The organism is Streptomyces sp. NBC_00239 (assembly GCF_036194065.1).
GTDB lineage: Bacteria > Actinomycetota > Actinomycetes > Streptomycetales > Streptomycetaceae > Streptomyces.
The window spans coordinates 7676865-7689709 of record NZ_CP108095.1; the positions used below are offsets into that span (position 1 = coordinate 7676865).

7 protein-coding genes and 3 rRNA genes are annotated in these 12845 nt (G+C 66.2%); 7 read left to right on the plus strand and 3 right to left on the minus strand.

The features are described from left to right. Window positions 1-216: 216 nt before the first annotated feature. Window positions 217-978 (plus strand): DUF4232 domain-containing protein, encoded by a 762-nt coding sequence (locus tag OG764_RS34030; protein WP_328972182.1) that lies wholly within the window; start codon window positions 217-219, stop codon window positions 976-978. 592 nt (window positions 979-1570) lie between these two features. On the opposite strand, the gene OG764_RS34035 is transcribed toward OG764_RS34030, so the two are convergent. Continuing rightward, on the minus strand, window positions 1571-2641 hold the full coding sequence (locus OG764_RS34035) for an AI-2E family transporter (protein WP_328972183.1): 1071 nt from the start codon (window positions 2639-2641) through the stop codon (window positions 1571-1573). A 154-nt stretch (window positions 2642-2795) separates the two neighbouring features. On the opposite strand from OG764_RS34035, the gene OG764_RS34040 reads away from it, so the two are divergent. The 6 genes from OG764_RS34040 to rrf all read left to right on the plus strand — a co-directional run bounded on the left by OG764_RS34040 (window position 2796) and on the right by rrf (window position 11340). Beyond that, window positions 2796-3167, plus strand: coding sequence for a PadR family transcriptional regulator (locus OG764_RS34040; protein WP_328972184.1), 372 nt, complete (start codon window positions 2796-2798; stop codon window positions 3165-3167). Continuing rightward, window positions 3164-3727 carry an HAAS signaling domain-containing protein gene (locus OG764_RS34045; RefSeq protein WP_328972185.1) on the plus strand — a complete coding sequence of 188 codons (564 nt, stop codon included), beginning with the start codon at window positions 3164-3166 and terminating at the stop codon, window positions 3725-3727. The genes OG764_RS34040 and OG764_RS34045 overlap by 4 nt, the downstream gene beginning before the upstream one ends. Window positions 3728-3826: 99 nt before the next feature. Continuing rightward, window positions 3827-5533, plus strand: a complete 1707-nt coding sequence (locus OG764_RS34050) for a serine/threonine-protein kinase (RefSeq protein WP_328972186.1) — start codon at window positions 3827-3829, stop codon at window positions 5531-5533. Between the two features lie 682 nt (window positions 5534-6215). Next, window positions 6216-7739, plus strand: a 16S ribosomal RNA gene (locus OG764_RS34055). 286 nt (window positions 7740-8025) lie between these two features. Then, window positions 8026-11149, plus strand: a 23S ribosomal RNA gene (locus OG764_RS34060). 74 nt (window positions 11150-11223) lie between these two features. Next, window positions 11224-11340 (plus strand): 5S ribosomal RNA (rrf, locus tag OG764_RS34065). Together the 16S, 23S and 5S rRNA genes form the textbook arrangement of a ribosomal RNA operon. A gap of 94 nt (window positions 11341-11434) precedes the next feature. On the opposite strand, the gene OG764_RS34070 is transcribed toward rrf, so the two are convergent. Beyond that, window positions 11435-11815: a hypothetical protein gene (locus OG764_RS34070; RefSeq protein ID WP_328972187.1), complete on the minus strand. Its 381-nt coding sequence runs from the start codon at window positions 11813-11815 to the stop codon at window positions 11435-11437. A gap of 64 nt (window positions 11816-11879) precedes the next feature. After that, on the minus strand, window positions 11880-12608 hold the full coding sequence (locus OG764_RS34075; protein ID WP_328972188.1) for a C40 family peptidase: 729 nt from the start codon (window positions 12606-12608) through the stop codon (window positions 11880-11882). Window positions 12609-12845 lie beyond the last annotated feature (237 nt).

The following is a 12845-nucleotide window of genomic DNA, read 5'->3' on the forward strand; positions in this document are numbered from 1 at the left end:
CCTGCGAGAACGGGTGCGGAGGCGAACCGGGGCCGCGCGGCCGACGTCCTGGCGCCGCGTACGAGCGGGTGAACCGGCCGCCGCTCGACCGGATCGCGACGGGCCCGTCACGAGTGCGCAACAGGCGCCGCACCGGGGAACCGGCCCGATCGGGACACTGTGTCTACCGACGCGAGTGCCGGCGCAGGGCCGGTCGTGAACCTCGGGGAGAGTCCGATGCAGCATCCACACGGTGCGCGCCGTACCGCGGCGGCGATGGTGGCGGCCGCGGCCGTCGCCTTGATGACGGGCTGTACGCCGACCGGCGACGAAGGCGCGGCCGCCCCGTCCAACCCGCCGACCGCCTCGGCACCGGCGGGCGCCACCGGCGGCGGTTCGGCCACCGGCGGCTCGACCGGCGGCTCGACCGGGGGATCCAGTGCGGGATCCAGTGCGGGATCCGGTGAGGGCTCCACGGCGGGATCCACCGGCGGTACGGGCGACCCCGGCAAGTCGGGCGGCCCCTCCACCGAACCCGGTCCACCCGGCGCCAAGAAGCCCTGCACGATCGAAGACGTCAAGGTCTCGGACGGCCACCAGGCGGACGTCCGCCCGCCCGGCACCGGAACGGGGGCCGCCATCGTCTCGGTCACCAACACCTCGTCCCACCTGTGCACGCTCCGCGGCTTCCCGACCGTCGCGGGCGCCGGCAACGGCTCGCCCGACCACAACACCCCGCTCGCCACCACCAATAGCGGAACCGTGTCCTCCGTACCGCTGGCACCGGGTGCCAAGGCGTGGACCAAGCTCACGTTCGTCAACGTGCAGGGCGAGGCGGACGGCTACTGCGTGTCCGGTTCCACGCCGGTCACCTTCCCGACGATCGTCCTGGGCGTCCCGGGCGCCGGCGCTCACCAGATCCCGATGGACGACGGAGTCTTCGCCGAATGCGACAACAAAGTCACCGTCACCCCCTTCTCCGCCACCAAACCCACCTAACCCGCCGTTTGAGGAGCGGGTCCGGGCAGAGCCCCGGTAACCCCGCGCACCTTCAGCCTCTCCGGCGCTTGGGGAGCGGGTCCGGGCAGGGCCCGGGTTAACCCCGCGCACCCTTCAGCCTCTCCGGCGTTTGAGGAGCGGGTCCGGGCGGAGCCCGGCAACCCCGCGCACCCTCAGCCCCTCCGGCGTTTGAGGAGCGGGTCCGGGCAGGGCCCGGGTTAACCCCGCGCACGCTTCAGCCTCTCCGGCGTTTGAGGAGCGGGTCCGGGCGGAGCCCGGTGCCCGGCGTCAGCCGGGTTGTCTTGGGGCTCCGCCCCAAACCCCGCGCCTCAAACGCCGGCGAGGCTGGGAGTTGCGCCTGAGCGCATCGGCAAGATGGAGGTTGCCCCAGGGCACCGGCGAGGCCCCGGGAGTTGCGCCCAAGGCACCTGCAAGCGCGGGGGCCGCACGCCAGGGCGTCGGCAAGGCGGGGGTCGCACGCCAGGGCATTGGCGAGGCGGGGTCGCCCGCCAGGGCACGGGCGAGGCCGCGGTCGGCCCGCCTCAGGCGAGACCCGCCGCCAGGGCGCGGGCGAGGCTGTGGCCGGCCCGCCTCAGGCGGGACCCGCCCCCTCCACCACCCGCACCCGCCGCGCCTCCCGCAACGCCGTATGGACGGACCACACCACCGAAACCAACGGCACGGCGACCACCGCCCCCACCACGCCCGCCGCCGTCGCCCCCGCGATGACCGAGACCGCGACCACCAGCGGATGCAGCCGTACCGCCCAGCTCATCACGAGCGGATGCAGCAGATGGCCCTCGATCTGCCCGATGACCACGATCAGCGCGACCACGATGGCCGCCGTCAGCGGCCCCTCGGCAGCCAGCGCGACCACCGCAGCCACCGCCAGCGCGACCGGCGAGCCGATCAGCGGGATGAACGCGGCGAAGAACTCCAGCAGCGCCAGCGGCACGGCCAGCGGCACGCCCAACAGGTAGAGCGCCACCCCGACCAGGACCGCGTTGGTCGCCGCGACGAGCACGATCCCGTGCGTGTAGCCGGTGAACGTACGCCAGGCCGCCCGCCCCGCCACGTCCCACCGGCCGCGTACCGGCTCGGGCAGCTGCGCGCAGAACCAGGCCCACTGCCGGTCGCCCGAGTGCACGAAGAACACCGAGGTGAACAGCGCGAGCGCGACGACCGTCAGCACGTGGACGAGCCGCCCGGCGCCGCTGATCGCCTCACTGAGCAGCGTCGAGCGATGGCTGGACAGGAACTGTCCGATCCGGGACTGCACGTCCGACAGCGCCTCCGGATTCAGCCGGAACGGCGGCTTCTCCAGCCACTCCTCGATATGGCCGAGGCCCTCCCGGAACTCCCGCGTGAGCGTCGTGCTCTCACCCGCCACCGCTTCCCCTACCAGCGCCAGCCCGCCCAGCACCAGCGCGATCCCGCCGATCAGCGTGACGGCGACGGAGAGCCCCCGCGGCAGCCCGCGGGCCGCGACATCGGCGACCGGCCGGAGCAGCGCGGTGATGACCAGCCCCAGGAAGAGGGCCACCCCGATCTCGTGGAACCGGCCCAGCACGGCGAACACGGCGTACACGCCGGCGCCGACGACCAACAGGCGCCAGGCGTACGCCGCGGCCGTGCGCAGGAACGGGGACACATGGGGCTGCATGCCGAACCACGTACCACCGCGGGGCGGGCCCGCCACGTGCCGGTCCGCAGGTTCGCCCGGACCAGGAGGCCGGACGGGCGAATGCCCCGCGGGTTCCGCGCGCCGCCCCGGCCCCCGCTTGTGCATCGCGATCTCGGTCGCTATCTTGCATTACATGGTTCCTGGTAACGCAATGAACGAAGGGGAGGGCAGGGTACCCAGTCAGGTCCGCAAGGGCGTTCTGGAGTACTGCGTCCTTGCCCTGCTCAGGAACGGGCCCAGGTACGGCGTGGAAATCCTCGAAGAGCTCTCCGTGGTCAGCGTCATGACCACCAGCCAGGGCACGATCTACCCCCTGCTGTCCCGGCTCCGCCGGGAAGAGCTCGTCGAGACGCACCTGCGCGAGTCCCCCAGCGGGCCGCCGCGCCGCTACTACACGCTCACCGACACCGGCCGGGCCGCCCTGGCCGAGTTCACCCGCGCCTGGCCGCTTTTCCGCGACGCCGTCGACCACTTTCTCCACGACACCCAGGGGGAGTCCTCGTGAACGCCACCGACCATCCGCTCGTCCACACCTACCTCACCGCCGTCGAGCGCGAGAGCGCCGCCCTGCCTCCGGAGCGCCGGGCCGAGCTCATCGCCGACCTGCGCGAGCACATCACCGTCAGCCTCGGCGCCGGCGACGGCGACGCCCGGATCCGTGACGTACTGGAGCGCCTCGGCGAGCCCCGCACCCTGGCCGCCTCGGCCCTCGCCGAAGAGCCCGACGGCCGGCAGTCCGCCGCGCCGGCCGAGCGCCGCGGCCGGACCCGCCTCACCCTCGCCCTCCTCGCCGTGGGCGGCCTGCTGTGCCTGGCCAACCCGTTCGTCGGGGCCGTGGCACTGATCGCGGGCCTGGTCCTGCTGGCGAAATCCCCGCTGTGGACGTCCCGGCAGAAGGCCGTCGCCGCGGCGGCCTCCGTCACCGGACCGGTCCTGGTCGGCCTCGCCGGACTCCTCCTGGCCTCCTCCGGCGTCAGCCCCGCCGAACTGCTCGTCGCGGTGGCCCTGTGCCTCGGCCTTCCCCTGGCCGGCACCCTGTCGCTCTGGCGCGCGACGCGCGGCTGACCGCACCCGCCGACCACACCTCCCGACGGCCGGCCGCCACCGGCCGTCCCATAGGGTGACGCTTCGGCGAAGCGACATCCTTCAGGACAGGGGGAGTTGGTGGATTCTCTGCGGCTCGGCGACCCTTCGGACATCGGGGGCTATCGCCTACTGGCACGGCTCGGCGAGGGAGGCATGGGGGAGGTGTTCCTGGCGCGGACGGCCTCGGGCCGTGCACTGGCACTGAAGACCGTGCACCGCGACCTGAGCCTGGAGCCCGGTTTCGCCGAACGGTTCGCCCAGGAAATACGCACCAGCGACCGCGTCCGCTCACCGTGGACGGTGTCCGTCGTGGACTTCAGTCCCCCCGACGCGACACCTCAGTGGCTGGCGACGGAGTACGTCCCCGCCCCGTCACTCGCCGACTGGGTACGCCGCCACGGCCCGCTCCCGGAACCCGCCGTGCGCTGCCTGGCCCGCGAACTGTCGGCCGCACTCGTCGCCGTCGGTACGGCCGGAGTCGTCCATCGCGACATCAAACCGGCCAACGTCCTCCTCGGACCGGAACGCCCCTTCCTGATCGACTTCGGAATCGCCCGCGCTGTCCGCGACCCGCGACGCACCCGTACGGGCACGGTGATCGGCACGCCCGGCTATCTCGCCCCGGAGCAGGCGACGGGGGCGGTGGCCGGAGCCGCGGCGGACGTGTTCTCCCTCGCCGCGGTCGTCGTCCACGCCGCGACCGGCCGCAGCCCCTTCCTCGCCCACGCGGAGGAGCTGAGCCTCCCGGCCCTCCTCTACCGCGTCGTCCACGACGAACCGGTGCTCGACGGGGTGCCGACCGCACTCGTACCCCTCCTGAAGGAATGCCTGGCCAAGGAGCCGGACCGGCGGCCGACCGCCGACGAGGTCCGCTCGCAACTCGGCGCCGCCGAAGCGGACTGGGCGGCGCTGGCACCCGCGGACCTGCTGGAGGACACCCGCCGCCGCGAGGATGAACTCAAAACCCTCCTCATCACCGCCCCGCCCCCTCCCCGGCCCGCCGACCCCGTCGCGGGATTCGGCCCGCCCCCGACCGACGGGTCCTGGCCCCAGCCCGCCCCCACACCCGGCGCCGTACCCCCGTCGGGAACGGTGCCGCCGGCCTCTCCGCCGATTCCACTTCCAGGCGCCTCCGTGTTTCCTCCGACCACCCCCACACCCGATACACAGGGCTCGGCTCCCGCACCGGCCGGGCCCCCTGGCGGTCCCGCCTTCCGTCGGCCCGTGGTGATCGCCGCGGCGGTGGTCGGAGCGGCCGCCCTCGCGGTGGCCGTCACCCTCGCGGTCCGGTGGCCGGGCGGCGACGGTGACGGCAGCGACGGCGCCGGCGGCAGTACGACGCCCCCTCCCGCCTCCTCCCGCAGCTCGGCACCGCCCGCGCAGGCGCTGGCCGCCTCCTGGTCGGGAAACTGGTCCGGCCTCGGCCCGGGAACGCCGGACGCGGACGGCATCACGCAGGCCCGGACGAAAGACTTCGCGGTGACGGTCACCTTCTACGGCGGGAAGGTCGGCGACCTCGTGGGCCGCCAGGTCAGCAACCTGGAGGAGGTCTCCACCGGGCGCAACCTCGGGTGCACCGAGGCCCTGGAACTGAGGCAGGTCCAAGGCAACAGGGCCGTCTTCGCCGCCGCCACCGCCCACCCCACCGACCGGGACGCGGCGTCCGTCGTCTGCCCGCAGGGCAACATCTACGTGGTCACCATGGCGGACACCGACAGGCTGACGCTGGAAGTGGAAGGAGCGCAGTCGGCAGGCACCCCGCCCGCCCTGACCCGCAACCGCTGACCCCGGCTGCCGCACCCACGCCGCCCACGGCCTCACAGGTTGACTCGCACCCCTCGGAAGCGTAATGTTCTCCGAGCCGCAGAATCCGGAACCTGTACTCGCAGACCCGGATGCGGCCAACCCACTACCTACGACTCACCCTGGCGGGTGCGTATTCGGCATGCCCGAATCCGGCCCGGAGCCTCAATTGTGAGCGCCACGGGAAATCGGATAGCGTAGTGAACACGCCGAAAGGCAAAGGCCCCCAACGGCCACCGGAATTCGAATTCCAAGTCGGAAACGACATGGAAAAGAGTCTGGTAAGGTTGGAACCGCCGGAAAGGGAAAACGCGAAAGCGAAGAACCTGGAAAGCGCCGAGGAAGTCGGGCCCGAAAGAGTCTGATAGAGTCGGAAACGCAAGAACGAAGGAAGCGCCCGGAGGAAAGCCCGAGAGGGTCAGTACAAAGGAAGCGTCCGCACCTTGAGAACTCAACAGCGTGCCAAAAATCAACGCCAGAAGTTGATACCCCGACTCACTTCGGTGAGTTGAGGTTCCTTTGAAAAAGTCCTGGCAGGTCTTCGGATCTGGCAGGCAACACTACAGCGAGGACGCTGTGGACGATCTGCCTTATTCCGGCGTGATCGTCCCGCTCTTGCGTGGTGTGCACCCGCAGCTTTTAATTAAGCGCAGACGGGTAAACATTCACGGAGAGTTTGATCCTGGCTCAGGACGAACGCTGGCGGCGTGCTTAACACATGCAAGTCGAACGATGAAGCCCTTCGGGGTGGATTAGTGGCGAACGGGTGAGTAACACGTGGGCAATCTGCCCTTCACTCTGGGACAAGCCCTGGAAACGGGGTCTAATACCGGATAACACTCCTGCCTGCATGGGCGGGGGTTAAAAGCTCCGGCGGTGAAGGATGAGCCCGCGGCCTATCAGCTTGTTGGTGGGGTAATGGCCTACCAAGGCGACGACGGGTAGCCGGCCTGAGAGGGCGACCGGCCACACTGGGACTGAGACACGGCCCAGACTCCTACGGGAGGCAGCAGTGGGGAATATTGCACAATGGGCGAAAGCCTGATGCAGCGACGCCGCGTGAGGGATGACGGCCTTCGGGTTGTAAACCTCTTTCAGCAGGGAAGAAGCGAAAGTGACGGTACCTGCAGAAGAAGCGCCGGCTAACTACGTGCCAGCAGCCGCGGTAATACGTAGGGCGCAAGCGTTGTCCGGAATTATTGGGCGTAAAGAGCTCGTAGGCGGCTTGTCGCGTCGGATGTGAAAGCCCGGGGCTTAACCCCGGGTCTGCATTCGATACGGGCAGGCTAGAGTGTGGTAGGGGAGATCGGAATTCCTGGTGTAGCGGTGAAATGCGCAGATATCAGGAGGAACACCGGTGGCGAAGGCGGATCTCTGGGCCATTACTGACGCTGAGGAGCGAAAGCGTGGGGAGCGAACAGGATTAGATACCCTGGTAGTCCACGCCGTAAACGTTGGGAACTAGGTGTTGGCGACATTCCACGTCGTCGGTGCCGCAGCTAACGCATTAAGTTCCCCGCCTGGGGAGTACGGCCGCAAGGCTAAAACTCAAAGGAATTGACGGGGGCCCGCACAAGCGGCGGAGCATGTGGCTTAATTCGACGCAACGCGAAGAACCTTACCAAGGCTTGACATATACCGGAAAGCATTAGAGATAGTGCCCCCCTTGTGGTCGGTATACAGGTGGTGCATGGCTGTCGTCAGCTCGTGTCGTGAGATGTTGGGTTAAGTCCCGCAACGAGCGCAACCCTTGTCCTGTGTTGCCAGCATGCCCTTCGGGGTGATGGGGACTCACAGGAGACCGCCGGGGTCAACTCGGAGGAAGGTGGGGACGACGTCAAGTCATCATGCCCCTTATGTCTTGGGCTGCACACGTGCTACAATGGCCGGTACAATGAGCTGCGATACCGTGAGGTGGAGCGAATCTCAAAAAGCCGGTCTCAGTTCGGATTGGGGTCTGCAACTCGACCCCATGAAGTCGGAGTCGCTAGTAATCGCAGATCAGCATTGCTGCGGTGAATACGTTCCCGGGCCTTGTACACACCGCCCGTCACGTCACGAAAGTCGGTAACACCCGAAGCCGGTGGCCCAACCCTTGTGGAGGGAGCTGTCGAAGGTGGGACTGGCGATTGGGACGAAGTCGTAACAAGGTAGCCGTACCGGAAGGTGCGGCTGGATCACCTCCTTTCTAAGGAGCATATAGCCGACTGCGATCGAATGAATCGCACGGTTGCTCATGGGTGGAACGTTGATTAGTTGGCACAGTCAGAGTCTGAGAAACCGTGAGTACTGCTTCGGCGTGGAAATCGGGTTCGATGAAGTGACTGTGCTTGGCACGTTGTTGGGTATCTGAGGGTACGGCCGATTGGTCGAACCTTCGCGATGCCGGCCCCAGTGAACTCACTAGCTTGTCTGGTGGGGTGATGGGTGGCTGGTCGTTGCTTGAGAACTACACAGTGGACGCGAGCATCTGTGGCCAAGTTTTTAAGGGCGCACGGTGGATGCCTTGGCACCAGGAACCGATGAAGGACGTGAGAGGCCGCGATAGGCCCCGGGGAGCTGCCAACTGAGCTTTGATCCGGGGGTGTCCGAATGGGGAAACCCGGCAGTCGTCATGGGCTGTCACCCACTGCTGAACACATAGGCAGTGTGGAGGGAACGAGGGGAAGTGAAACATCTCAGTACCCTCAGGAAGAGAAAACAACCGTGATTCCGGGAGTAGTGGCGAGCGAAACCGGATGAGGCCAAACCGTATGCGTGTGATACCCGGCAGGGGTTGCGCATGCGGGGTTGTGGGAATTCTTTTGATCGGTCTGCCGGCCGGTCGGCGAGTCAGAAACCGTTGATGTAGTCGAAGGACATGCGAAAGGTCCGGCGTAGAGGGTAAGACCCCCGTAGACGAAACATCAGCGGCTTGCTTAAGAATCTCCCAAGTAGCACGGGGCCCGAGAAATCCCGTGTGAATCTGGCGGGACCACCCGCTAAGCCTAAATATTCCCTGGTGACCGATAGCGGATAGTACCGTGAGGGAATGGTGAAAAGTACCGCGGGAGCGGAGTGAAATAGTACCTGAAACCGTGTGCCTACAAGCCGTGGGAGCGTCGCGCATTGAGTTTACTCAATGCGTCGTGACTGCGTGCCTTTTGAAGAATGAGCCTGCGAGTTAGCGGTGTGTAGCGAGGTTAACCCGTGTGGGGAAGCCGTAGCGAAAGCGAGTCCGAATAGGGCGATTGAGTTGCACGCTCTAGACCCGAAGCGGAGTGATCTAGCCATGGGCAGGTTGAAGCGGAGGTAAGACTTCGTGGAGGACCGAACCCACCAGGGTTGAAAACCTGGGGGATGACCTGTGGTTAGGGGTGAAAGGCCAATCAAACTCCGTGATAGCTGGTTCTCCCCGAAATGCATTTAGGTGCAGCGTCGTGTGTTTCTTGCCGGAGGTAGAGCACTGGATAGGCGATGGGCCCTACCGGGTTACTGACCTTAGCCAAACTCCGAATGCCGGTAAGTGAGAGCACGGCAGTGAGACTGTGGGGGATAAGCTCCATGGTCGAGAGGGAAACAGCCCAGAGCATCGACTAAGGCCCCTAAGCGTACGCTAAGTGGGAAAGGATGTGGAGTCGCAGAGACAACCAGGAGGTTGGCTTAGAAGCAGCCACCCTTGAAAGAGTGCGTAATAGCTCACTGGTCAAGTGATTCCGCGCCGACAATGTAGCGGGGCTCAAGCGTACCGCCGAAGTCGTGTCATTGCAGTACATACCCCCAACGGGGACTGTGATGGGTAGGGGAGCGTCGTGTGCCGGGTGAAGCAGCAGCGGAAGCTAGTTGTGGACGGTTCACGAGTGAGAATGCAGGCATGAGTAGCGATACACACGTGAGAAACGTGTGCGCCGATTGACTAAGGGTTCCTGGGTCAAGCTGATCTGCCCAGGGTAAGTCGGGACCTAAGGCGAGGCCGACAGGCGTAGTCGATGGACAACCGGTTGATATTCCGGTACCCGCTTTGAAACGCCCAATATCGAATCAGGCGATGCTAAGTCCGTGAAGCCGTTCCGGACCCTTCGGGGAAAGGAAAGTGGTGGAGCCGACGAACCAGACTTGTAGTAGGTAAGCGATGGGGTGACGCAGGAAGGTAGTCCAGCCCGGGCGGTGGTTGTCCCGGGGTAAGGGTGTAGGCCGAGGGGTAGGCAAATCCGTCCCTCATTAAGGCTGAGACCTGATGCCGAGCCGATTGTGGTGAAGTGGATGATCCTATGCTGTCGAGAAAAGCCTCTAGCGAGTTTCATGGCGGCCCGTACCCTAAACCGACTCAGGTGGTCAGGTAGAGAATACCGAGGCGTTCGGGTGAACTATGGTTAAGGAACTCGGCAAAATGCCCCCGTAACTTCGGGAGAAGGGGGGCCATCACCGGTGATGAGTCTTGCACTCTGAGCTGGGGGTGGCCGCAGAGACCAGCGAGAAGCGACTGTTTACTAAAAACACAGGTCCGTGCGAAGCCGTAAGGCGATGTATACGGACTGACGCCTGCCCGGTGCTGGAACGTTAAGGGGACCGGTTAGTGACCTTTCGGGGTTGCGAAGCTGAGAACTTAAGCGCCAGTAAACGGCGGTGGTAACTATAACCATCCTAAGGTAGCGAAATTCCTTGTCGGGTAAGTTCCGACCTGCACGAATGGCGTAACGACTTCTCGACTGTCTCAACCATAGGCCCGGTGAAATTGCACTACGAGTAAAGATGCTCGTTTCGCGCAGCAGGACGGAAAGACCCCGGGACCTTTACTACAGTTTGATATTGGTGTTCGGTTCGGCTTGTGTAGGATAGGTGGGAGACTTTGAAGCAGCCACGCCAGTGGTTGTGGAGTCGCCGTTGAAATACCACTCTGGTCGTGCTGGATGTCTAACCTCGGTCCGTGATCCGGATCAGGGACAGTGTCTGATGGGTAGTTTAACTGGGGCGGTTGCCTCCCAAAGAGTAACGGAGGCGCCCAAAGGTTCCCTCAGCCTGGTTGGCAATCAGGTGTTGAGTGTAAGTGCACAAGGGAGCTTGACTGTGAGACCGACGGGTCGAGCAGGGACGAAAGTCGGGACTAGTGATCCGGCGGTGGCTTGTGGAAGCGCCGTCGCTCAACGGATAAAAGGTACCCCGGGGATAACAGGCTGATCTTCCCCAAGAGTCCATATCGACGGGATGGTTTGGCACCTCGATGTCGGCTCGTCGCATCCTGGGGCTGGAGTCGGTCCCAAGGGTTGGGCTGTTCGCCCATTAAAGCGGTACGCGAGCTGGGTTTAGAACGTCGTGAGACAGTTCGGTCCCTATCCGCTGCGCGCGTAGGAATATTGAGAAGGGCTGTCCCTAGTACGAGAGGACCGGGACGGACGAACCTCTGGTGTGCCAGTTGTCCTGCCAAGGGCATGGCTGGTTGGCTACGTTCGGGAGGGATAACCGCTGAAAGCATCTAAGCGGGAAGCCTGCTTCAAGATGAGTATTCCCACCTCCTTGAGAGGGTAAGGCTCCCAGTAGACGACTGGGTTGATAGGCCAGATGTGGAAGCCCGGTAACGGGTGGAGCTGACTGGTACTAATAGGCCGAGGGCTTGTCCTCAGTTGCTCGCGTCCACTGTGTTAGTTCTGAAGTAACGAACCGTGTCCATGTCCGGTTGGTCAACTTCATAGTGTTTCGGTGGTCATAGCGTTAGGGAAACGCCCGGTTACATTCCGAACCCGGAAGCTAAGCCTTTCAGCGCCGATGGTACTGCAGGGGGGACCCTGTGGGAGAGTAGGACGCCGCCGAACAATCATTGTGGGAAAGCCCCGCACCTTATGGTGCGGGGCTTTTCTGCGTTTACGGCCAGTTATTCGGGCCAGTTATTCGGGCCGGTGGGGTGGGTCAGCACTGCCGCAGGCCCGGGGCGGGGTCGACCGACGTGTGGACGTCCACCGCCGGCACGTTGCCCCACTGGCCGTTGTCCAGCTGAGTCCAGTACCAGACGTTGTTGCCGCCCGGGTGGTTGTCGCCGCGGCCCCAGCACTGGAACCAGCTGAAGCTCGTGTTCAGCGGACCCCGCACCGCGGAGCCGTAGGAGCGGTGCTCGTAGCCCTTGGCGCCGGCGCGGTTGCCGCACCAGAGCCTGCCGTCGGAGCGGACCCCGCATTCGGCCGCGGGGGCCTTGCCGGCGACCGGTACCGCGGCGGCCGGTCCCGAGGCGATCGCCAGACCGGCGGTCAGAGCGGCGGCGAGGCCGAGAGCGGTCTTCCGGAGCATGGACATGGTTCCTCCTGATTGAACTGTGATCGGTGGTTGGTGACCTGTGGTCTGTGAGGGGTCGGCCGGGTCAGGGGCAGGTCGGGACGCCGTCGAGCCAGGCCGGGCCCTGGATGTAGATGTTGGTGAGCCACGCGCCGTACTCGGGGAGGTAGGACCAGGCGTCGTTGGTGTAGCCCTCGGCCGTCACCGTCTCGGCGTGCTTCTGGCACTGGATGCGCACCGTGGTGGGGCCGGCGAACTTGTGCACCCGGGCGCTCCCGGTGGACGGCTCCGTGTGCGTCCAGACGTCCGTGCCCCAGGTGCGGTGGGTGCCCTGGGCGGGCGCGTCGACGCGGACCGCGCCGGCGTAGTCGCCTCCCAGGCGGACGTCGCTCACCATGATGCGGGTGCCGGACTGCCGGGCCTCCACCATCTTGCCCGCGCCGAGGTAGACGGCGATGTGGTGGATGGAGCCGCCCGAACCCCAGGCCAGCAGATCGCCCGGCAGCAGGGGAGCCGTGCCCTGGGAGGCGCTGAATCGGGCCGCCGCGTGCGGCGTGTTGAACTGGTGGGAGGAGTTGCCGGGCAGCAGGTCGCGTCCGACGGCACGGCTGTACGCGTACCGGACAAGCCCCGAGCAGTCGAAGCCGAGCCGTTCGGGGTCGTGCTCGCTGGCCGGGTCGCTCGGGTCGACCTGACCGTACGTCGGCCCGGGCTGCGGGCCGTGGCCGCCGCCCCACGTGTACCAGACCCCGACCTGCTCGCAGGCGGCCCGTACGGCGCTTTCCGCCGTGGCGGACGCGCCGGGTGCGAGCACGCCGCAGCTCGGGGCGGCGGACCGGGATGCCGCCGGCTCGGCGGCCGTCGCGGTGAGGGTCGCTCCGCCCAGGACCAGGACCGCGGCCCCCGCCGCGGCGGTCGCGCGCCCCCACCGCCTCGCCGCTGCCGTAAGCCGCGCCCCTTTCGTGGCCGTCGCCCCCGGGCTCCCCGCCCGGTCCGCTCGCAGCGGCCTCCCCGACACTCCGTGCATCCCCGTGCCCCGCTTCCCCGTCGG